Source organism: Neobacillus sp. PS3-34 (genome assembly GCF_030915465.1).
Lineage (GTDB): Bacteria > Bacillota > Bacilli > Bacillales > Cytobacillaceae > Neobacillus_A.
Genome location: NZ_CP133267.1, coordinates 2,405,157 through 2,425,324 on the forward strand (window position 1 = coordinate 2,405,157; position 20,168 = coordinate 2,425,324).

Sequence of the window (20,168 nt, forward strand, 5' to 3'; positions counted from 1 at the left end):
AACCACTATGCAATTCTTTAAAGTCAAAACAGTTGAAGAGACTTTCGCATTAATAGATGAAAAAGTAAGGAAGGCAGGGCATACGGAGAAACGCTCCCTTGAGGATGCGCTCCATTATGTTCTGTCAGAGTCCGTTAAAGCTGCTGAAAATGTTCCCGGTTTTGATCGTTCAACCGTCGATGGCTATGCTGTCAGGGCGGGCGATACCTACGGATCTACAGAATCAATGCCAGGATTTTTAACGGTTGCCGGAGAGGTTAGGATGGGTGAAATAGCAGACAAACCTGTCGGCTCTGGTGAAGCGATTTACGTGCCAACTGGCGGGATGCTTCCTCCTGGAAGTGACAGCGTTATCATGATTGAACACTGTGAAGAAATTGCGGGTTTATTGAATACCTACAAGCAAGTGGCTCCTGGTGAGAATGTCATCAAAGCAGGAGAAGATATCCGAATGGGAGAAATCCTGCTGGAGGAAGGGACCAGGCTCCGTCCCCAGGAATTGGGTGCACTTGCCGCCCTGGGCATCACGGAGGTAGAGGTATACCGAAAGATTAAGGTAGCCTATCTTTCCTCTGGAGATGAGATTGTACCTTATCAAACTCAAACACTAAAAACCGGACAAATCAGGGATATAAATTATTTGACGATTGCCGGGCTTGCCCGTGAATGGAATATCGAAGTCCAATATGGTGGAATTGTCTGCGATGATTTCGAAATCTTCTCAAAACAGGCAAAAGAGCTTTATGATCAGACAGATTGCCTAATCCTATCAGGGGGAAGTTCGGTAGGGGCTAAAGATTACACCACAGATGTAATTCAGTCGCTGGGAGATCCCGGAGTATATGTCCATGGCATTTCCGTTAAGCCTGGAAAACCGACGATATTAGCGATGGCGGATGGCAAGCCTGTAATTGGCCTTCCCGGGCATCCAGCCTCTGCAATGATTATTTTCCGTTTATTCGGAGAGCGTATTTTAAAAAGATTATCGGGTGAAGTGCTTGAAAAGAAGCCGGAGCGGATTTTTGCGAGAATCACGAAGAATATTCCTTCCTCTCCAGGGAGGTCCGATTATATAAGGGTACGGCTTTTTGAAAAAGACAGTGAATGGTGGGCTGAGCCAATTATCGGAAAGTCCGCCTGATTACAACACTCGTCAAAAGTGATGGCATTGTTGAAATCATTTCCGAAAAGGAAGGCATTCTGCAGGGAGAATATGTTCCTGTTATTTCATCAAGATAAGGGGGAGCCAGAATGGATATGAACCGATACAGACGTAAAATTTATTTGGAAGACAAGCCCCGCGAGACGGCAAAAAATGAACTGCTTGCGGCGTTTCAGCTGCCTTTGAAAACAGAATATATTCCGGCAACGGAGGCCTGGGCAGAGTGACGGCAGAACCGATCTTTGCCAATACATCCATGCCCCATTATCATGCCTCGGCCATGGATGGAATTGCCGTACTGGCGGAAGATACATACAGTGCCCATGAACAAAATCCGCTTTTTCTAAAAGAGGGCGAGCGATTCTGCTATGTAGATACAGGAAACGCGATACCAGGCCGCTTTAATGCTGTTATTATGATTGAACATGTGAATGTGATCGATGAAGAAACCATTGAAATTATTGAACCCGCCACCCCGTGGCAGCACATCAGGCCAATTGGTGAAGATATTGTCCAGGAGGAAATGCTGTTTCCGCAGGGACATATTTTGAGGCCTGCCGACCTGGGCGTCCTTTCGCCGCACAGGTGACAACCATCCCTGTTGCAAAAAAGCCGACAGTGACAATTATACCGACCGGTAATGAGCTTGTTTCTGCGGATGCAGCACTGTCTTCAGGAAGGATTATCGAGTTCAATGGGACCGTCTTTGCAAATTTTATAAAAGAGTGGGGCGGAGAACCGATTCTCCATCCCATTGTGAAAGATGAGCCCGAAAAAATTAAAGAAGCTCTTTTGCCGCTTCCAAAGCCTCTGATATTGTCGTCATCAATGCGGGGTCTTCAGCCGGTTCAAAGGATTACACTGTACATATTATCGGGGAGATCGGAACCGTTTTTACCCATGGTGTGGCAACAAGGCCAGGAAAACCGGTTATTCTAGGGCAAATTAATGACAAAATGATTGTTGGGGTACCAGGCTATCCTGTGTCTGCTTATTTGGCGCTTGAGTGGTTTGTTAGGCCGCTTATTTGCAAGTACTTACAGCTTCCAGAACCGAAAAGGCAAACGATTCCTGTCAAATTGGCCGCCGGATTGTGTCCACGATGGGGGCAGAGGATTTTGTTAGAATGAATATTGGCTATGTGAATGGACAATTCGTGGCAAACCCGCTGACAAGGGCGCAGGCGTTACGATGTCGTATGTCCGTGCCGATGGGCTGCTGGTCGTGCCCGCGGATGTGGTGGGCTTTGAACAGGGCGAGATCGCAGAGGTGGAACTTCTCAGACCTCTCGAAGAAATAAGAAATAGCATCGTATTCAGCGGCAGCCACGATTTAACAATCGACCTTATTTCCTCCCATATAAAAAAACAGCGCCATGACATGAAGATTGTGTCATCCCATGTTGGAAGCATGGCCGGTATCATGGCGATTCGTAAAGGAGAAGCCCATGTAGCAGGCATCCATTTGCTTGACCCGGAAACGAAACAATATAATGTTTCATATGTAAATAAATTATTGTCAGGAATGGACGTCGTCCTCTATCCGTTTTTAAAAAGGAAACAGGGATGGATTGTGGCGGAAGGTAATCCGTTTGGCATTGAAAAGGCGGCAGACCTTCTGAACCAGGAAGCACATTTTGTTAACCGGCAAAAAGGGCCGGAACAAGAATCCTGTTTGATTTATTATTAAAAGAAACAGGAATTTCTACCGAACAAATTACCGGATACAGCCGTGAAATGTTCTCGCATTTGGCTGTCGCTGCAGAGGTAAAGGGAGACCGGAACGCTGTCGGGCTGGGCATCTATCCGGCTGCGAAAGCAATGGGCTTATCGTTTGTCCCAATCGCAGATGAAGAGTATGATTTAGTCATGACGACTGAATTTTTTCATAGTGAAAAAGGGAAGCAATTAATATCAGTTATCCAATCGCCTGAATTCAGGCACGCTGTTGAAAAAATTGGCGGGTATCAAGTTGTGGAAAATGCTATACCGAAGACTCCGTTACAGGTTTAGTGAAGAGGTGGAAAATCGATGAACTATGAAATTTCAAAAGAACCGATCGACATCCAGGCTGTCATCGACAAAGTGGTCCAGCGTGAGGCTGGGGCAATCACCACCTTTATCGGTACAGTCAGGGAATTAACGCATGGAAAGAAAACATTATTTTTAGTATATGAAGCATATGAAGCGATGGCGGTAAAAAAGCTGGAGCAAATCGGGAAAGAAATCGAAGAGCGATGGACAGGAGCACAGACAGCAATCACACACCGCGTTGGACGTCTTGATATCACAGATGTTGCCGTCGTCATTGCTGTATCCACGCCCCACCGTACGGATGCTTATGAAGCGAACCGTTATGCGATTGAACGGATAAAGGAAATCGTCCCAATCTGGAAAAAAGAGCATTGGGAGGATGGAGAAGAATGGATTGGCAACCAGAAGGAAACCGTGGCTTACCCGAAAGGAAAGCCGGAGGAGAAGGATCTAAATGAATAAAGTGATGTTTTTTGCCCATTTACGTGATTCTGTTGGCGAGGAAATTGTGAATATGGAGGCAGCTGGCAAGACAATAGCCCAATTAAAAACAGAGATTGCTGAAAAATCGCCTGAAAATGGAAACAGTGATGGCGGCCATCAATGAGGAATTTGCAGGGAATGAAGAACTCATCCAGGATGGCGACGTGGTCGCCTTCATTCCTCCTGTAAGCGGAGGGTGAGCGAGGCCTTTTAAACTGGATTCTTGAAAGGGGACAAAGACATCATCATGAATGAACGATACTCACGGCAGGTCCTCTTTCCTGGAATCGGAAAAAGGCCAGGAAAAAATTATGTCCAAGCATGTACTGATCATCGGTGCAGGGGCACTGGGTTCAGGCAATGCCGAGGTGATGGCACGGCGGCATTGGGAAAATAACGATTATTGACAGGGATTATGTGGAAGCAAGCAATCTGCAGCGCCAGCAGCTTTATACGGAGGAAGACGTAGCCGAAAAGCTTCCTAAGGCTGCTGCTGCTGAAAAGCGGCTCAGGGCCATCAATTCTGATGTTGAAGTGGTCTCTATCATTGGCGATGCAACACCGGAAGTGCTGGAGGATTTGGCACAGGGAGTGGACTTAATCCTCGACGCAACAGATAATTTTGAAACAAGAATGGCAATGAATGACGTATCTCAAAAATACACGATTCCCTGGATTTATGGTGCGTGCGTCGGCAGCTATGGCATGAGTTTTTCAATTATCCCTGGAAAGACGCCGTGCCTGAATTGTTTATTAAGAGCCATACCGCTCCAAGGAATGACATGCGACACAGGGGGAATCATTTCGCCTGCAGTCCAAATGGTTATTGCCCATCAGACGGCGGAGGCCCTTAAGATACTCACTGAAGACTGGGCGGCTGTCCGGACCTCCTTTGTGAGCTTTGATTTGTGGAGGAACGAATACACAAGCATGAAAATGTCCCGGGCTAAGCGCGAAGGCTGCCTGTCGTGCGGGGAAAACCGGACTTATCCTTATCTTGATGCTGAAAACATGACGAAAACCACAGTACTATGCGGCAGGGATACCGTTCAAATCCGCCCCTCTGTCCAGGGGGAAATTTCATTGCAGGAATTGGCTGCCCAGCTATCTTCATTAGGATATGGGGTGAAGGGCAATCCCTACTTAATTTCAGTAGAACTCGGACAGGAACGAATGGTCATTTTTAAAGATGGCAGGGCAATGATCCACGGCACGAAGGACCTTGTTCATGCAAAATCCGTTTATCAACGAATTCTCGGCTAATGTCAAAAACCCCCGCACCGGTTGAGGTACGGGGGTTTTTCCAAGATGAGTGACAGGCACCTTCCAAAAATATGGAAGGTGCCTGTCACTCTATTACTTGCAGGCGACGAGGACAAGACGGCCTTTGTCTAGCTCTCTTTCGTAGTTCTCTGCTTCCTGCTTAGATAGGCCGAGGGACTCGAATTTGGAGCGAAGTTCATCGCCGCGTTTTTTAAACAGATTGCCGACTGCACTAAAAACACCCTGCTCACCAATACCGACTTCACCTGTATTCGTTGCTTCTGTCAGGTGCTCTGAGCGGTCTTCGTCGTGAGCAAAAAGATAGATTTCTTCCTTCAAAAAACCTTCCGTCTGAAGTGATTCGATTTTTTCCATTGCCTGTACACCATTTTCAACTACTTGAACTTTTGTCATAATAAATTCCTCCTTAAGAATATAAATATCCAAAAATATTTGGGTAAGTTGATTCCGTTTGGATACTAGTTATATAACCTTTTTACAAGCTAATAAACATTTGCTGAATATGAATAGGGGTGCGAAAATATTTCCATAGGGTTTGATAGATTTTAGAATAAGAGGGAAAAGAAGAAGCGAGGGGGGATTTTATGCTCGAGAATCCATTGCAAAATAAGTGGGGATACCTTTTAAGTGCAGAGTTCGAAAAAGAATACTATGGCCGCCTTTCTGATTTTTTAGAAGGGGAATATGAAAATAACACTGTGTTTCCGCTCAATGAAGATATATTTAATGCTTTGAATTATACAGATTATGATGATGTTAAAGCCGTCATACTTGGGCAGGATCCATATCATGGTCCCGGCCAGGCTCACGGGCTTAGTTTTTCAGTAAAACCGGAGGTCGATATTCCGCCGTCACTGAAAAATGTTTATAAGGAGCTTCACAGCGATACAGGAGCAAAAATTCCAGACCACGGCTATTTGGTCAGCTGGGCCAACAGGGAGTGCTGCTGCTTAATACTGTTCTCACTGTCCGATCAGGGGAAGCAAATTCCCATCGGGGAAAGGGATGGGAGACCTTCACAGATAAAGTGATTTCGCTATTAAATGAGCGGGAAACGCCAGTTGTTTTTATCCTGTGGGGGAAGCCTGCCCAAAGCAAGCTTCCGCTCATTAATACGAATAAACATCCAATCATCACTTCGCCGCATCCAAGCCCACTGTCAGCAAGGCGCGGTTTTTTCGGCAGTCAGCCATTTTCAAAAACGAACCGATATTTGAAGCAGCTAAATCAGAAGGAAATAGACTGGTCGATTCCTAAAAAATGACATGGATTGACTTGTTTCACGTGAAACGAGGGTAAATGTCGAAGGCTATCTCCAATCGAAGGGATAGCTTTTGTTTTTCTCGGGTTGAAGCATTATAATCAAACATGTAAAAAGGAATAAAAAGCTATTCCTTGTTTTAGGAGGAGTTTAATTGAATATATCGGTCCAGACTCTTTTAGCAAAAATGGAAGACGAATTAAAACAGGCAAAAAGCAGTTCGAAGGAAGAGAACCTTCGTGAAAAAATCTACTCTATTAAAATATTGTGCGAGCTGATATTGGAACAGGGCAATGGTAATCGAAATCAGGCATTTTCCGCCCCGGCACCGCAGTCTTTTTCCCAGCAGCCGGTATTTCCACAACCACAGACATTCGCGCAGCCGCTTACGGTGAATCAGCCTAAAAAATTGGATGAAGACCAAGCGAATGGAGATTCATTATTTGATTTTTAGGCTCTTTTAGACTAAAAACAATAATTAATGCGAAAACAACCGATTTTTAGAAAGCAGGGAAGAGAAAATGAAATTATTCATTATTATTGGGGCAATTAACGCTTTTTTAGCGGTAGCACTAGGGGCATTTGGAGCACACGGTTTGGCAGATAAGCTTGAACCGAAGTATTTGGATATTTGGAAAACGGGTGTTACCTATCAAATGTTCCATGCAACAGGCATTTTAGTTGTTGCGATTTTGTTAGGAAAGATGCCGACCAGTTCATTATTTTCCTGGTCAGGCTGGCTGATGCTGATTGGCATTATTTTATTTAGCGGAAGCCTGTATGTTTTGAGCCTGACAAAAATCGGAATCCTGGGAGCAATCACCCCATTGGGCGGCGTCGCCTTTTTAGCGGCATGGATTTTGATGATTGTTGGCGCGGTAAAATATTTATAAAAGACAGTTTTTGAAATAAAAAGAAGGAGCGTGCGCTTGCATGCTCCTTTTTTCGGTTAATTTTTTTCAAATCGGATTCTCGGATCGACGAGATAATAAAGTACATCTGCGAACAGGTTAAACAAAACCACGGATACAGCTGAAACCATGGTGGTTCCAATAATGATAGGGAAATCCCGTCTGAATACAGCGTTTATGGCCATACGGCCAATGCCAGGCCATGCGAAAATCTGTTCAATGATAAAGGCACCGCCGAACAGAATCGGTAATTGCAGCGTGACAACGGTTATGATGGGAAGCAATGCATTTCGAAAAGCATGCTTTAAGACCACTTTCCTTTCATGCAATCCTTTTGCACGAGCAGTTGAAATAAAGTCCTGGTTCATGACTTCAAGCATGCTATTGCGCAGATAACGGGACTTGCTTGCAATCAATCCAATTGCAAGTACGGATGCAGGCAAAATAACATGAATAATCCGATCAAGTGGGTCGAATCTTTCAAAATTATCCCTCATGCCACTTGGTGGAACCCAGTCCAGCCAATAGCTGAAAATAAGGATAGAAACGATCCCAAGAAAAAAGGTGGGAATAGAAATCCCAAAATAGGATAATCCGGTAAAAAAGAAATCAAAAACGGAGTATTTTTTCAGGGCGGAATAAATTCCGATAGGCACAGCCAGTAAAATGGAGATTAATAGTGCCGTTCCTGTCAGCCATAACGTTGCGGGCATTCTCTCAGAAATTTTGGAAAGTACAGGCTGCCCATCCTGAAACGAATTACCGAGATTGCCATCAAGGACAATCAGCTTCATCCACTCGTAATAACGAACATAAACAGGCTGATCAAGGCCAGGCGTTTTTTTATCTTGTCCGCATTCAGCATGGTACTCGCATGTGAGGCAGCGGGATCCTCAAAGACTGCAATGACATCTCCGGGAGCAAATGAAATAATGATAAACGAAATGATTGAAATAATGAAAAGCAGCGGAATAGCCTGAACAAGCCTTCTCATAATAAACGTACCTAATGACATAAATTCACCTCTAAAATTTTCATTTTTTCTGAAATACATCCTATATATTTCTCTTTATAGATAATTATTCCTTTTTTTAAAAATAAAAAAGCCTGCAGAGATCATTCCTTCTCTACAAGCTGCTGAGCAATTAGCACTCTCTATTTAATGACTTTATCGTGGAGAATAGGTTCCTAAAGACGGTCCGCCGCCAAATGGATATTCATATTCGATTTCCTCATCAAAAGTAATGTAATCAACACTCACCATTGGCAATAAATAGCGCTGGCCAGTTTGCGGATCGCTCAAGATTAGATGGTCTCTGCCTGCTGCTTCAATGATTCCTTTGAAAATCTTGGCATTCCACTCCCTATTGTTTTCGAAGGTGGTATACACTGTCACAAGCTTCCCCTTATTAAGCCGCAAAATATTCTCAATATACGACTGTTCAATCGGAAGCATCCCAGGAACCTGAGGACCACTGGTGGGCGCGCTTTTCGGAATGGGTATTGTCCCCATACCGCCTGTTTGCGGCATCATTGGATATCCGGCCTGTGGCTGGGTGCCGTACATACCCTGCTGTTGTCCTCCAGTGCCAGTGTATGGCTGAGGCTGATACGCTTGTGCCTGAGGATTATAATTTGCATAAGGATTCATTTTTTTCCCTCCTTAGTATTCACTTCCTAAACGTAATGAAAAGATGATTTTTTTTCACCTCACTCTGGCAATGGCACCGGTAAATCTGGATGAGATAAGTAAAGGGAAGGATGCTATGTTTGTTGGAAGACTCGCTGTTTCAATTGTATGAGCAGTGGTGGGGATTTATGACTTGAAGGCACTTAAATGGATAGAGATTGTGGGGATAGAAAAAGGCTCCCGGCATTAGCCGAAAGCCTGCAGCTTACACGTGAAGAAAATTAGACACACGTTCCTCGCTTAATAGATTGCCGACGAAGAATGCACCAAATTCGCCATAACGTGCGCTTACTTCATCAAAACGCATTTCATAAACCAATTTTTTGAACTGAAGGACGTCGTCTGCAAAAAGGGTTACACCCCATTCATAGTCGTCGAATCCGACAGAACCGGTAATGATTTGTTTTACTTTACCAGCGTACTGGCGTCCAATCATCCCGTGGCTTCGCATCATGCCGCGGCGCTCTTCCATCGGAAGCATGTACCAGTTGTCATTTCCCTGGCGGCGCTTGTCCATTGGATAAAAGCAAACATGCTTTGCTTTTGGAAGTGTTGGATAAAGGCGTGCAAGAATTTGAGGATTTTGATAAGGATCCTCACCTGCTGGCAGATAGTTGCTCAATTCTACTACTGACACATAGGAATGTGCTGGAACAGTGAACTCAGCAAGCTTCGTTTTGTTGAATTCATTTTCGATTTCATTCAATTCTTCCATCGTAGGCCTTAGGATCATCATCATAAAATCGGCTTTTTGGCCAACAATTGTATATAAAGCATGACTGCCCTCATTTTGCTCTTGGACAGTATTCCATTTTTCAACAAGGCCAGAAACTCATGGATTGCTGCCTGGCGCTCGTCGCTCGAAACCATCTTCCATGTAGTCCAGTCGATCGTGCGGAAATCATGCAAACAATACCATCCGTCCAGCGTTTGCGCTGCTTCACTCATTGATATCACTCCTAAATAATTCTGCAATTTACATTGTTTACTATATCATAGTTTCACCATCAACCGCGTGAATAAAACACCAATAGAGGAAGAATTTCCGTTTCAAACCGTATGAAAGAGGATAATTTGAAAAAAGATACAGTTATGGCTAGGTTACAGTCATTATCCAGGAAACGGGAATATTTTTAAATTTTAGAAAACAAAAACATTTTAAAATGAAAACGTTGTCTTCTTGAATTTTAAAACAGGTGAAGTATGCTGATGGTATGAAGAAAATAAAGGAGGAACAAATGTGAGCGATTTATTTGAAGGATTAAAACAGAAAATCTCTGGCAATAATTTAAAAATTGTCTTTCCAGAAGGATTGGACGAGCGTATTTTAGCAGCAGCAGGGCGCCTTGCTGAGGAAAGAATTCTAACGCCTATTTTAATCGGAAATATAGAAGAAATTCAGGCAAAGGCTTCTGAACTTGGTGTTTCCCTTGCAGCGGCTGAAATTTACGATCCACAAAATTTCGTGATGATGGATGAACTTGTGGCTGCTTTTGTTGATAGAAGAAAAGGAAAAGTAACTGAAGAAGATGCGCGCAGAATTTTGCTAGACGAAAATTATTTCGGTACGATGCTCGTTTACCTGAATAAAGCAGATGGCCTCGTTAGCGGTGCTGCTCATTCAACGGCTGACACAGTCCGTCCTGCATTGCAGATTATCAAGACAAAAGAAGGCGTACGGAAAACTTCTGGAGTCTTTATCATGGTTCGTGAAGATGAGAAATATGTATTCGCTGACTGTGCGATTAATATTTCACCAGACAGCCAGGACTTAGCCGAAATTGCGATTGAAAGTGCCAAAACTGCCAGCATGTTCGATATCGAGCCACGTGTGGCCATGCTGAGCTTCTCGACAAAAGGCTCTGCCAAATCACCTGAAACGGATAAAGTAATGGAAGCAGTAAATGAGGCAAAACGCCGTGATCCTCTGCTTGTTATTGACGGAGAATTTCAATTCGACGCAGCATTCGTTCCTTCAGTAGCAGCGAAAAAAGCACCGGATTCCCCGATCCAGGGAGATGCAAATGTTTTTGTATTCCCAAGCCTTGAAGCAGGAAATATCGGTTATAAAATCGCTCAGCGCCTTGGAAACTTCGAAGCGGTAGGACCTCTTTTACAAGGTCTTAACCGTCCAGTCAACGACCTTTCCCGCGGCTGCAACGAAGAAGATGTTTATAAATTGTCTCTTATTACAGCAGCACAGGCATTACAGCAATAAATAGCAGGAGAGCCAGCCTTAAGAATGGGGCTGGCTTTTTATTTTTTAAAAATAGGCTATGTTAAAGCTCATTGTTAATTTTGACACTATGTTCATTGGAGCAGAAGGCAACAGAAAGTTTAACAGAGCTTAAATTAATGGTTGTTTATGGTGAAAATGTGACAGAGGTGGGTATTTTTAGAAAACCGGTCGGTAAACTAGAAAAAGAGGTGGGTATTTTTAAGAAACCAGTCGGTAAATTAAAAAAGAGGTCGGTATTTTTAAGAAACCGGTCGGTAAAAACAAATGCAGGCCGCGGTGTTTGCACAATCGGCGGGTAGCCAGCAAATAAGGAAAGGTAAATTCCCGAATCATGCAGGTCAATCCACCAAAACTGGTGGGTAAACTAAAAATGGCCAAAAAAGATGAACGCTCGTCACGCTGCGGGCCATCTTTTCGGCTGCAATGACCATTATGCTATAATAAAAGGAGTATTTTAGGCAAAGGGGTAAAAAAGATGAATGAGGCGCTGAACTTATTGTGTCAGCCGCAATGGCGGGTAATTGACCAGTCAGCAGCAGGCATGCATTTTAATGCACTCGAGTCCTTTGGGATGGATGACACTTTGTGTGAATCTGTCGGCTCAGGTGAAGCACCGGCGACAGCGCGGACATGGGTACACCACAACACGATCGTACTGGGCATACAGGATACCAGACTGCCGTTTCTAACGGAAGGCGTGCAATTCCTGGAGCAGCAGGGTTATCGTGTAATTGTCAGGAATTCAGGAGGCCTTGCGGTTGTCCTTGATGAAGGGGTCCTGAATATCTCGCTGATTTTTCCAGAGGCTGAAAAAGGAATTGATATAAACCGTGGCTATGATGCCATGTGGCTATTAATACAAGAGATGTTTTCAGATTTTAACGAAACGATAGAGGCAAAAGAAATTGTCGGTTCTTACTGCCCCGGAAGCTATGATTTAAGTATTAATGGGAAGAAATTCGCTGGAATTTCCCAGCGCCGGCTCCGCAAAGGGGTGGCCGTACAAATCTATTTATGTGTTAACGGGAGCGGCAGCGCTCGTGCTCAATTAATCAAGCAATTTTATGACCTAGCCAAAAAAGAAGAGGAAACTAAATTCATATACCCTCAAATTTTTCCAGAGGTTATGGCGTCACTGTCTGAATTGCTGTCAGCTGAATTGACGATAGCTGATGTCATGCTGCGCCTTCTCCAGCGGCTTAAGGCAAACAGCAGCTTTCTTTTTAACGGGCAATTGAATCCATTAGAGCTTGAATTGTATCCTGGTTATTTTCAAAGAGTAGTGGAACGGAATGAAAAAATTGGGACGATATAAATTATTAAACACAAAAGAAGCCGCAGATCCATTGGATTTACGGCTTCTTTTAATCGAGAGTGCTGCCAGATTCTCTTCTCCCAAAATCTCTATCTATCTCACTCGGCTACTTTTTCTAAGTTTCCGTTCCGATCCATTTTAAATTTGGTTGCCGGACGTTCTTCTTCTTCAAAAAGAACTAGTTTTCTTGCCCGGTTCATGATTTTCATCAATGTTTCATAATCTTCCTGCATCATGACTGAATTCTGCTCGAGATCCTGAACCTTTAAGCTTAGTTCCTCAGAACGCTTTCTGAGTTCATTATTTTCCCTTTTTAATCTTTCATTCTCACTTTTTAACGCCTCAGCCTGGTAGCTGGAAGTGCCAAAGTTTTTCAGGAAGTGGATGACATCATTCATGGTCAGCCCTGCAGAAGGAATGGAATACGAAGGTACTGCTGCCGGCATAACCAGCTCTGTTGCCATTTCCATCGACATGTCCATTGACATATCCTGTAATTCATAGACTGGCATCGTTTCTTCTTCCTCAATCATCGGCAATGCAGAATGTTCTATCACTTCAGCAACGTGTACAGGAGGGCTGTAGAGCAGCTTCTTCTTGCCGCCCTGGTCCTTTCCTAGCACTCTCTGTCTTTGTTTTCTCTGTTTTTTTGCTAGCTGCAGCGCTTTTTCATAGCGATGACGAACGACCGCGTTCCAGCGGAAACCGCATGCGGCTGAGGTCCGGTTCAGCTTGTCTCCTACCTCTTCAAATGCGTTAAGCTGTGTGCTTCCTTCCCTTACATGCCTTAAAACTGTTTCGGCCAATAACAAATCATCTTCATCTGTCCATGCATCTTGACGTACTTTCATTTTTTTCAACTCCCTTAATTCTTCCAATTTAATACTGCCAGTGTTTTTGCCTGACGAGTTTTTAAAAATTCTAGTCTTAGGATGGACAGGATTGTTCCTTTTTATACCAAAATATTAGAATTTTTTCACATTAAAAGTTTGCTAACTAGCAGAATGGATGTTAAAAGATTGCATCTTGCATTCAAAAGAAAGAAACTGTAAAATACAACATTGATGAGGATTTTGCCCATTTAGCTGGACATAATGATAGTAACCATAATGAAAGTTTAAATAGATTAACCCTAGAAAGGATGGGAAAGGAATGTCGAATGAATTTCGTGTTTGTGATGATTGCCAAGCCGTTAATCTTAAGACATTGGTCCCTCGCTTAAAGCAGCTTGACCCCGATGCGAAAATTGAGATAGGCTGCCAATCCTACTGCGGCCCTCGCCGTAAAAAGACGTTCGCCTTTGTTAACAACCGTCCGGTTGCTGCGTTATCGGAAGAGGAATTAATGGATAAAATTGATAAAAAAATAAAGAAATAAATCACCTTAGAACTCGTTCCAAGGTGATTTTTATTTATTGAAATGATTTCCCAAACTGGGTGGAAATTTGTCGAAATCTACTGGAGAATTTTGTGGGATTTTTGAGTGATTTGCATGCTGAATGGGGATATAATAGAAACAAGCTATTAAGGAAGAGGGAAACCAATGCTATATTCAGCTGAAAAGCTCGAGGAAGAAAAGGTTTTTAAAGACCCGGTCCATCGTTATATTCACGTCAGGGACAGGGTAATATGGGATCTGATCGGCACTAAGGAATTTCAGCGCCTCCGCAGAATCAAACAGCTGGGAACGACCTTTCTGACCTTCCACGGGGCAGAGCACAGCCGTTTTAACCATTCACTGGGAGTGTATGAGATTGTCAGGAGGATTGTAGACGATGTGTTTGCCGGCAGACCGGAATGGAAGCAGGGAGAACGGCTGCTGACATTATGCGCCGCGCTTCTTCATGATCTGGGGCACGGCCTTTTCCCATTCCTTTGAAAAAGTTTTTGATTACGACCATGAAGATTTTACCCAGGCGATTATCCTGGGTGAAACAGAAGTTAATAAGGTACTTACCAAAGTCAGCAAGGATTTTCCAAAAAAAGTCGCTGAAGTAATTGCAAAAACCTCGGAAAACAAGCTGGTCATCAGCTTGATCTCCAGCCAGATTGACGCCGACCGGATGGATTACTTGCAAAGGGATGCCTATTTCACCGGGGTCAGCTATGGCCACTTTGATATGGAGCGGATTTTGCGGGTCATGCGCCCGAAGGAAGACCAGGTGGTTATAAAGAAAAGCGGCATGCATGCGGTTGAGGACTATATCATGAGCCGCTATCAAATGTACTGGCAGGTTTATTTCCATCCCGTTTCCCGCGGGGCAGAGGTAATTTTGACAAAAATACTGCACAGGGCGAAGCATCTGCACGAGCAAAACTACAAATTTAAGCATCAGCCCCTTCATTTTTATTCCTTCTTTAATGACCAGCTCACGCTGCAGGACTATTTAAAATTGGATGAATCCGTGATTCTTTTTTATTTTCAAATGTGGCAGGAAGAGGACGATGCCGTCATAAGCGATCTTTGCCGCCGGTTCATGAACCGCAACCTGTTTAAATATGCTGAATTCGATCCGGCCAAAGAGTATAAGAAACTGGCGGAATTGAACAAATTATTTGTGAAAGCCGGAATTGATCCTGAATACTACTTGGTTGTCGACTCTTCTTCCGACCTGCCATACGATTTTTACCGGCCAGGTGAAGAAGAAGAACGGCTTCCGATTCACTTGTTAATGAAGAACGGGGAACTGAGGGAGCTTTCCAGGGAATCGGAAGTGGTGGATGCCATTTCAGGAAAAAGAAGGACCGACCATAAGCTTTACTTCCCTGCTGATTTCCTTGCGGATGATTCCAGCAAAAAAAATATAAAAAAACAAATACGAGACCTATTAGAAATATAGAAAATGAGGCACTAACTGGAGTAGGAGATGACGAGCTTGTTAAAAGACCATGCAAGAGTGATGCATGCTGTAATGGTATCCGGTGAAATTACCGGTCGGAAAAAGCTGCAGAAAATGATCTATATCGCAAAAAAGATTTCCTTTCCATTCCAGGAAAGATTCCAATTTCATTTTTATGGACCATATTCAGAAGAATTGACATTAAGAGTGGAAGAGCTGTGCAATATGGGGTTTATCGAGGAAGTTAAGGAGAAAAAGGGCGGTTATTTTCAATATCGCTACACCCTGACTGATTCAGGTAAAGAGTTTTTAAGTTTAAATGAAGTGGAAATGCCGTGTTTACAAGATTGCCTAACTGATATGAACGGCCACAATGCAAGATTTTTAGAGCTGGTATCGACTGTTTTATATTTTGATAACCTGCCAAAAGATGAAGTCAGCAATAAAATTTTTACGCTAAAAAGCAGCCAGCGCTATACGGAGGCTGAAATCGATGAGGCGTACAGCTATATAGATGGATTAAAAACAAAAGCTAAGCTCCAATAGGAGCTTAGCTTTAAAAGTTTTATAAACTGGGTGGGTGTTTATTTGTCGCTAAATAGCTTGCCGGCAACACCATAATGGTTCTTGGACATTTCTTCAATGAAAACAACGACATTTTCTTTTGGGGCTCCGGTTGTTTCACTGACAGCGTCAGTTACCTTCTCGACGAGCGCTTTTTTCTGATCATCAGAACGACCTTCAAGCATTTTTACAGTTACGTATGGCATGTATGTTCCTCCTTGGATTGTTCTGATTGTAGTGTTCCATAATCGGCAAAAAAGTGCAAGGACAGCACTCGCAGAAAATTAAGCTTTTCATTTAAATCGAAATTTCATGTATACTTAGAATTACCAGGTGCCAGGCACCTTACATTTTTTACTGCGTTGATATACATAATGCTGAAGGGGTTTTACAGCAGCCTTCGGCGTAAAAATAACAATACAGCATCTTAAAGGAGGTTGTGCTTTGGAACAGTTTCTTGCCTATCCATTGCGGGAAATTCCATATGTGGCGCTGACACTGATCATTGCTTTTACACTTCATGAATTTGCCCATGCCTATACGGCTTATAAATTTGGCGATAACACTGCGAAAAATCAGGGCAGGCTAACACTTAACCCCGCTCAGCATCTGGATCCGATCGGAACACTGCTCATCTTCATAGCAGGATTTGGCTGGGCGCGTCCTGTACCGGTGAATCGTTTCCATTTTAAAAGACCGAGGCTTGCCGGAATACTTGTTTCGGCTGCAGGCCAGCCAGCAATTTTCTGCTGGTATGTGCAGGTTTTATCATCTGGTACCTTCTGCTGCGGACAGGAGTGGCCCATAGCCTGCCCTCGTTTGTGGAGGAATTTTTTAATACCTTTATCCAATTAAATATCGTTTTATTTATCTTTAATCTGCTTCCTTTTCCACCGCTTGATGGATACAGAATCCTAGAAGATCTTGCTCCAAATGATCTTCGGCCAAAATGACACAGTTCGAATCCTGGGGTTCATTCATATTTCTGATTTTAGTTGTGACACCGCTTGACCAATATACGATTCAACCGATCTTCAACGTGGTGCTGCCTGCAATTTGGGATGGCATGGATAAATTTTTCTATCAATTGTTTTTTTAGGCATTTTTCTTAAACTTTGTTGCTGCGAAAACAGCTTTTAAAAAAACGTTCAAGGAGGACTCATTACTCTATGGAAGAGAATAAAAAGAAAATTGGTTTTAATATTATAAAAAGCGATCCGACCAATGGCCACAAAGGCTACGGAAAAGGGGCGTTAAGCCTTGATAATGTTTCACCTGTCATTATCGATGTCGATGCAGGCGATGCGGTTATTGATGTAGGGGCCATGCATGCGCGAAGCGTAGTTGAAAAAGGGATTAAATTTCTTCCTTCCAAGGATGAGGTCCCGAACGGAAAGCCGTACTGGCTTGTTTGGGTGACGATTGACAGAAAACCTGAGGGAGCTTATTATGCCGGGGTTACTTCCTGTGAAATGACAGTCGACCGGGAAATCCGCCGAGGATATAAGTCACTGCCTGAGCATGTTAATCGCATGGATAAATCTCTGAAACGGCATATTATTGTCGATCATATGGATGACAAGTCCAAACAGATTCTCGCAGGCTTTTTGCGCCAGCATAATGAGGAATTATGGAATAACTCTACAGATGAACTAAAAAATGGTCTGGCTGTGAACTAAGAAGACCATCGAAAAAAATTGCCTAAATTATGAACTTTTTTCAAAATTAGGGCAGAGAGTACTTGCTCTCTGCCAATAAAAAAAGTAAACTAATTAACAGCGTGGACACACGTAAAACTAGGACACGAAAAACCCCGGGCCATCCCGGGGTTTTTTGATTTTCTATTCTGCTGTTAATCTCCCCAATTGAAAATCTTCTTGTACCAAGGGGTTTTGCCGTTAAGTTTCTTTTTCGAATGGCCGATTTCCGAGCGATCCAAGTGCTCTGTGCAATAATCAGTCGGTTCGGTTCCAGTGACAAAATAGGTAAACCGCTTCACCGGGCAATCCTTTGAGGCAAGCTTGCCGTTTGACGGATCAATATAGACCCCAATGACTCCCTCTTTTGGCGCTTTAAACGATTTTACCGGTTTATCCCTCAAAGCGTCTTCCATAAAATGTGCCCAGATTTTTTTGGCATATGTCTTTTCCGCCGTCCGTTCGATCGGCTTGCCTTTGTCATAGCCTGCCCAGACCGCCGTCACCAGCTGTGGGGAATAGCCGATCATCCAGCTGTCGGTTTCGGTTGAGCCCGACTTGCCGGCGTATGGGCGGGTAATATCCTTCATCACTGTACTTCCAGTCACAGTGGCATAGCCGTTTAATTTGGAATCGAAAATCCCTGTGAGCATTTGGGTCATCACATATGCCTGCCCAGGTTTTAATGCCATTTTATCATCATCTGCTTTTTCATAGATGACCTTCCCGTTATAATCCTCTACTCTTGTAATGAAGGCAGGGCTGACTTTTTTTCCGCCATTGGCAAATAGGCTGTAGGCATTTGCCATTTCAATGATTCGGACTCCTGAGGTTCCGAGAGCAAGAGAAGGGACCTTTGACATTTTTGAGGTAATACCGAATCTCTTTGCTGTTTCTAAAAGAGTGTTCTCCCCCAAAAATAAATGTGTTTTAACAGCAAAAATATTATCAGAAAGCGCAAGCGCCTGGGCCAGCGTAATTTCCCCATTCGCATACTTATTATTGAAGTTGTGAGGAGTATAATCAGCCTGCCCGTTATCAAAATGAAACGTTGTAAACTCACTTCTCATCGTCGTAGAAGGGGTAAATCCCTGCTCAAGAGCAGCATAGTACAGAATCGGTTTAATCGTGGAACCAGGCTGCCTTACTGCCTGAATAGCCCTGTTAAAAGGGCTTTTTTCATAATCGCGTCCACCTACGAGCGCCTTTACGTAACCGTTCTTCGGATTCATGGACACTAAACCAGCCTGTATTTCAGACTCGCTTGCAATCACATTTGTAAATTGCTTTTCTGCCGCCTGCTGTGCTTTGAGGTCAAGTGTCGTATAAACCTTCAGCCCTCCAAGTGCAATCGTCCGTTCATCTAAATGAAGTTCTGTTTTCAGTGCGTTTTTTACTGCATCCTGAAAGTATGGAGCAATTCTTGTCTGCTGGTGGGGACGCTTTCCATTGAAGACAAGTGCCTGTTTGGCAGCCTCAGCAGCTGTTTTTTCTTTTATATAGCCGTTGTCAGCCATCGATTTTAAAATAATGGCCTGCCTCTGTTTTGATCTATCCATGGAAACGAGGGGCGAGTAGACACCGGGTCCTTTCGGAATTCCGGCAAGCAATGCGGCTTCAGGCAGGGATAATTCTGATGCCTTCTTGCCAAAATAATACTGGCTCGCTGCTTCGATGCCATAGACGTTGTGGCCGTAGTAAATCGTATTAATATAGCCTTCAAGAATTTCTTTTTTGGAGTAGCTCATTTCAAGCCTAATAGTATAGAAAGCTTCCATCAGCTTCCGTGACCACGTTTTATCGTGTTCCAGAAACAGGTTTCGGGCGTACTGCTGTGTAATGGTGCTCGCACCCTGGACTTTGTCCAGGCCTAAATTGGCCAGAGCTGCACCGGCGATCCTTTTATAATCAAAGCCGTTGTGCTGGAAGAAGTTCTTATCCTCAACAGAAATGGTTGCCTCAATTAAATAAGGGGAAACATCCTTAAGCGAGACCCAATAACGTTTTTGCCCATTGTTGCTTTCACCGATCAAGCTTCCGTCATCTGAAAAATAGAGGGTGGACTGCGGAACGGCAAGCGGCGGGGCGCCCAGGATTTTGGCGTAAGCAAGAATGCCCATTAAGAGAACAAGCAGAAAAGCCATGCCTATCAAACTGATGATAATAAAAGCACGCAAGTATTTCATAGTTTTTCTAAACCGTTGATCGGTCATGAGTTCCATCTCGGTCACCTCACTGTTTGCGTATTTATACAAAATCTACATTTTCGAAAAGAACTAGTGTCTAGCTCCAGCGCCTACCCCCTCGAGGTCATAAGCCAACAAGACAGCAAATTCTTGGGAGCGACTGCTCCCACAGCAAAAAACGCTGCGTACGCAAGGCTGCAATGAAGCATTTCAAGCAGATGCCTCGCTGTGGTGGCTGGAAAACGCCTCCTCGCGGTTCGTCTTATGCTTGTCGGGGGTAAACAAGGCGCTTCCGCTTTTCTTGTAAAAATAGCTATTAACAGTATGAAAATAACAGGCGGTTTTTAAACCTTTGTCTATCAAAAATTGTTAATTTTTATAGTAAGAAGGAACCGGTGGAATTTTAGAAGGCCAAATGCGGTGAAATTTCCAAGTTTTCTTTACAATTTTGCTAGATTCCTCTATACTTTTTTTCATGTTTGCAATTAGAGCGTTGGGGAAGTA

General features: G+C 43.6%; 23 protein-coding genes and 6 pseudogenes. 21 read left to right on the top strand and 8 right to left on the bottom strand.

Features of this window, described 5'->3' with window-relative positions; translation table 11 throughout:
• Positions 1-7: 7 nt before the first annotated feature.
• From RCG23_RS12500 to RCG23_RS12540, 10 genes and pseudogenes are all read left to right on the top strand, one after another.
• Positions 8-1,141 (top strand): molybdopterin molybdotransferase MoeA, encoded by a 1,134-nt coding sequence (locus tag RCG23_RS12500; RefSeq protein ID WP_308179898.1) that lies wholly within the window; start codon positions 8-10, stop codon positions 1,139-1,141.
• Positions 1,142-1,251: 110 nt separating this feature from the next.
• Positions 1,252-1,389, top strand: a complete 138-nt coding sequence (locus RCG23_RS12505; RefSeq protein WP_308179899.1) for a hypothetical protein — start codon at positions 1,252-1,254, stop codon at positions 1,387-1,389.
• Positions 1,386-1,751: a hypothetical protein gene (locus RCG23_RS12510; protein ID WP_308179900.1), complete on the top strand. Its 366-nt coding sequence runs from the start codon at positions 1,386-1,388 to the stop codon at positions 1,749-1,751. The genes RCG23_RS12505 and RCG23_RS12510 overlap by 4 nt, the downstream gene beginning before the upstream one ends.
• Entirely contained in the window at positions 1,748-2,101 is a 354-nt protein-coding gene (locus RCG23_RS12515; protein WP_308179901.1) for a molybdopterin-binding protein, read from the top strand. The genes RCG23_RS12510 and RCG23_RS12515 overlap by 4 nt, the downstream gene beginning before the upstream one ends.
• Complete coding sequence (locus RCG23_RS12520; RefSeq protein WP_308180049.1) at positions 1,987-2,292, top strand: molybdopterin-binding protein; 306 nt, start codon at positions 1,987-1,989, stop codon at positions 2,290-2,292. The genes RCG23_RS12515 and RCG23_RS12520 overlap by 115 nt, the downstream gene beginning before the upstream one ends.
• Positions 2,293-2,353: 61 nt before the next feature.
• Positions 2,354-3,174, top strand: a pseudogene (locus RCG23_RS12525) (substrate-binding domain-containing protein).
• 18 nt (positions 3,175-3,192) lie between these two features.
• A complete protein-coding gene (locus RCG23_RS12530) occupies positions 3,193-3,657 on the top strand; it encodes a molybdenum cofactor biosynthesis protein MoaE (RefSeq protein WP_308179902.1) in 465 nt (154 codons plus the stop codon).
• Positions 3,650-3,802 (top strand): MoaD/ThiS family protein, encoded by a 153-nt coding sequence (locus RCG23_RS12535; RefSeq protein WP_374049829.1) that lies wholly within the window; start codon positions 3,650-3,652, stop codon positions 3,800-3,802. The genes RCG23_RS12530 and RCG23_RS12535 overlap by 8 nt, the downstream gene beginning before the upstream one ends.
• Positions 3,786-3,878, top strand: a complete 93-nt coding sequence (locus RCG23_RS26000) for a MoaD/ThiS family protein (protein WP_374049830.1) — start codon at positions 3,786-3,788, stop codon at positions 3,876-3,878. The genes RCG23_RS12535 and RCG23_RS26000 overlap by 17 nt, the downstream gene beginning before the upstream one ends.
• Before the next feature lie 47 nt (positions 3,879-3,925).
• Positions 3,926-4,941 (top strand): annotated as a pseudogene (locus RCG23_RS12540) (thiazole biosynthesis adenylyltransferase ThiF).
• A gap of 93 nt (positions 4,942-5,034) precedes the next feature.
• Here the strand turns inward: RCG23_RS12540 and RCG23_RS12545 are convergent.
• Positions 5,035-5,355, bottom strand: coding sequence for a YflT domain-containing protein (locus tag RCG23_RS12545; RefSeq protein ID WP_308179903.1), 321 nt, complete (start codon positions 5,353-5,355; stop codon positions 5,035-5,037).
• A gap of 191 nt (positions 5,356-5,546) precedes the next feature.
• Here RCG23_RS12545 and RCG23_RS12550 point away from each other — a divergent pair.
• The 3 genes and pseudogenes from RCG23_RS12550 (at position 5,547) to RCG23_RS12560 (ending at position 7,116) form a co-directional block, all read left to right on the top strand.
• A pseudogene (locus RCG23_RS12550) lies at positions 5,547-6,226 on the top strand (uracil-DNA glycosylase).
• 151 nt (positions 6,227-6,377) lie between these two features.
• Positions 6,378-6,677: a YwdI family protein gene (locus RCG23_RS12555; RefSeq protein ID WP_308179904.1), complete on the top strand. Its 300-nt coding sequence runs from the start codon at positions 6,378-6,380 to the stop codon at positions 6,675-6,677.
• Between the two features lie 67 nt (positions 6,678-6,744).
• The gene (locus RCG23_RS12560) at positions 6,745-7,116 is read left to right on the top strand and encodes a DUF423 domain-containing protein (RefSeq protein WP_308179905.1); all 372 of its coding nucleotides are present in this window, start codon (positions 6,745-6,747) and stop codon (positions 7,114-7,116) included.
• 56 nt (positions 7,117-7,172) lie between these two features.
• Here RCG23_RS12560 and RCG23_RS12565 read toward each other — a convergent pair whose 3' ends face one another.
• The 4 genes and pseudogenes from RCG23_RS12565 to hemQ form a co-directional block, all read right to left on the bottom strand.
• Positions 7,173-7,928, bottom strand: a complete 756-nt coding sequence (locus RCG23_RS12565) for an ABC transporter permease (RefSeq protein WP_308179906.1) — start codon at positions 7,926-7,928, stop codon at positions 7,173-7,175.
• A complete protein-coding gene (locus RCG23_RS12570; protein WP_308179907.1) occupies positions 7,925-8,149 on the bottom strand; it encodes a hypothetical protein in 225 nt (74 codons plus the stop codon). Before RCG23_RS12570 ends, RCG23_RS12565 begins: the two co-directional genes overlap by 4 nt.
• A 153-nt stretch (positions 8,150-8,302) precedes the next feature.
• Complete coding sequence (gerQ, locus tag RCG23_RS12575) at positions 8,303-8,785, bottom strand: spore coat protein GerQ (RefSeq protein WP_308179908.1); 483 nt, start codon at positions 8,783-8,785, stop codon at positions 8,303-8,305.
• Positions 8,786-9,029: 244 nt separating this feature from the next.
• Positions 9,030-9,772: pseudogene (hemQ, locus tag RCG23_RS12580) on the bottom strand (hydrogen peroxide-dependent heme synthase).
• 292 nt (positions 9,773-10,064) lie between these two features.
• On the opposite strand from hemQ, the gene pta reads away from it, so the two are divergent.
• From pta to RCG23_RS12595, 3 genes are all read left to right on the top strand, one after another.
• Positions 10,065-11,042 carry a phosphate acetyltransferase gene (gene pta / locus RCG23_RS12585; protein ID WP_308179909.1) on the top strand — a complete coding sequence of 326 codons (978 nt, stop codon included), beginning with the start codon at positions 10,065-10,067 and terminating at the stop codon, positions 11,040-11,042.
• Between the two features lie 71 nt (positions 11,043-11,113).
• Entirely contained in the window at positions 11,114-11,362 is a 249-nt protein-coding gene (locus RCG23_RS12590) for a hypothetical protein (protein WP_308179910.1), read from the top strand.
• Positions 11,363-11,538: 176 nt separating this feature from the next.
• Positions 11,539-12,378 carry an octanoyl-[GcvH]:protein N-octanoyltransferase gene (locus RCG23_RS12595; RefSeq protein WP_308179911.1) on the top strand — a complete coding sequence of 280 codons (840 nt, stop codon included), beginning with the start codon at positions 11,539-11,541 and terminating at the stop codon, positions 12,376-12,378.
• A gap of 98 nt (positions 12,379-12,476) precedes the next feature.
• On the opposite strand, the gene RCG23_RS12600 is transcribed toward RCG23_RS12595, so the two are convergent.
• A complete protein-coding gene (locus tag RCG23_RS12600; RefSeq protein ID WP_308179912.1) occupies positions 12,477-13,229 on the bottom strand; it encodes an RsfA family transcriptional regulator in 753 nt (250 codons plus the stop codon).
• Between the two features lie 301 nt (positions 13,230-13,530).
• Between RCG23_RS12600 and RCG23_RS12605 the strand changes: the two genes are divergently transcribed.
• The 3 genes and pseudogenes from RCG23_RS12605 to RCG23_RS12615 all read left to right on the top strand — a co-directional run bounded on the left by RCG23_RS12605 (position 13,531) and on the right by RCG23_RS12615 (position 15,763).
• Positions 13,531-13,755: a YuzB family protein gene (locus tag RCG23_RS12605; RefSeq protein ID WP_308179913.1), complete on the top strand. Its 225-nt coding sequence runs from the start codon at positions 13,531-13,533 to the stop codon at positions 13,753-13,755.
• 165 nt (positions 13,756-13,920) lie between these two features.
• Positions 13,921-15,217 (top strand): annotated as a pseudogene (locus tag RCG23_RS12610) (HD domain-containing protein).
• A 36-nt stretch (positions 15,218-15,253) separates the two neighbouring features.
• Positions 15,254-15,763: a YwgA family protein gene (locus tag RCG23_RS12615; protein WP_308179914.1), complete on the top strand. Its 510-nt coding sequence runs from the start codon at positions 15,254-15,256 to the stop codon at positions 15,761-15,763.
• A 38-nt stretch (positions 15,764-15,801) separates the two neighbouring features.
• Here RCG23_RS12615 and RCG23_RS12620 read toward each other — a convergent pair whose 3' ends face one another.
• Positions 15,802-15,987, bottom strand: a complete 186-nt coding sequence (locus tag RCG23_RS12620) for a 2-hydroxymuconate tautomerase (protein ID WP_308179915.1) — start codon at positions 15,985-15,987, stop codon at positions 15,802-15,804.
• Between the two features lie 238 nt (positions 15,988-16,225).
• Here RCG23_RS12620 and RCG23_RS12625 point away from each other — a divergent pair.
• A pseudogene (locus RCG23_RS12625) lies at positions 16,226-16,880 on the top strand (site-2 protease family protein).
• Between the two features lie 70 nt (positions 16,881-16,950).
• Positions 16,951-17,460 (top strand): YwhD family protein, encoded by a 510-nt coding sequence (locus RCG23_RS12630; RefSeq protein ID WP_308179916.1) that lies wholly within the window; start codon positions 16,951-16,953, stop codon positions 17,458-17,460.
• 173 nt (positions 17,461-17,633) lie between these two features.
• Here the strand turns inward: RCG23_RS12630 and RCG23_RS12635 are convergent, their stop codons facing one another.
• Positions 17,634-19,700 carry a transglycosylase domain-containing protein gene (locus RCG23_RS12635; RefSeq protein ID WP_308179917.1) on the bottom strand — a complete coding sequence of 689 codons (2,067 nt, stop codon included), beginning with the start codon at positions 19,698-19,700 and terminating at the stop codon, positions 17,634-17,636.
• Positions 19,701-20,168: the final 468 nt, after the last annotated feature.

Coding starts and splice junctions, on each gene's coding strand:
- RCG23_RS12565 (WP_308179906.1), bottom strand. CDS start 7,928: ATGAAGCTGATTGTCCTTGATGGCAATCTCGGTAATTCGTTTCAGGAT.
- RCG23_RS12635 (WP_308179917.1), bottom strand. CDS start 19,700: ATGGAACTCATGACCGATCAACGGTTTAGAAAAACTATGAAATACTTG.
- RCG23_RS26000 (WP_374049830.1), top strand. CDS start 3,786: ATGGCGGCCATCAATGAGGAATTTGCAGGGAATGAAGAACTCATCCAG.
- gerQ (WP_308179908.1), bottom strand. CDS start 8,785: ATGAATCCTTATGCAAATTATAATCCTCAGGCACAAGCGTATCAGCCT.
- RCG23_RS12545 (WP_308179903.1), bottom strand. CDS start 5,355: ATGACAAAAGTTCAAGTAGTTGAAAATGGTGTACAGGCAATGGAAAAA.
- RCG23_RS12570 (WP_308179907.1), bottom strand. CDS start 8,149: ATGTCATTAGGTACGTTTATTATGAGAAGGCTTGTTCAGGCTATTCCG.
- RCG23_RS12560 (WP_308179905.1), top strand. CDS start 6,745: ATGAAATTATTCATTATTATTGGGGCAATTAACGCTTTTTTAGCGGTA.
- RCG23_RS12620 (WP_308179915.1), bottom strand. CDS start 15,987: ATGCCATACGTAACTGTAAAAATGCTTGAAGGTCGTTCTGATGATCAG.
- RCG23_RS12600 (WP_308179912.1), bottom strand. CDS start 13,229: ATGAAAGTACGTCAAGATGCATGGACAGATGAAGATGATTTGTTATTG.
- RCG23_RS12630 (WP_308179916.1), top strand. CDS start 16,951: ATGGAAGAGAATAAAAAGAAAATTGGTTTTAATATTATAAAAAGCGAT.
- RCG23_RS12595 (WP_308179911.1), top strand. CDS start 11,539: ATGAATGAGGCGCTGAACTTATTGTGTCAGCCGCAATGGCGGGTAATT.
- RCG23_RS12505 (WP_308179899.1), top strand. CDS start 1,252: ATGGATATGAACCGATACAGACGTAAAATTTATTTGGAAGACAAGCCC.
- RCG23_RS12535 (WP_374049829.1), top strand. CDS start 3,650: ATGAATAAAGTGATGTTTTTTGCCCATTTACGTGATTCTGTTGGCGAG.
- RCG23_RS12500 (WP_308179898.1), top strand. CDS start 8: ATGCAATTCTTTAAAGTCAAAACAGTTGAAGAGACTTTCGCATTAATA.
- RCG23_RS12605 (WP_308179913.1), top strand. CDS start 13,531: ATGTCGAATGAATTTCGTGTTTGTGATGATTGCCAAGCCGTTAATCTT.
- RCG23_RS12530 (WP_308179902.1), top strand. CDS start 3,193: ATGAACTATGAAATTTCAAAAGAACCGATCGACATCCAGGCTGTCATC.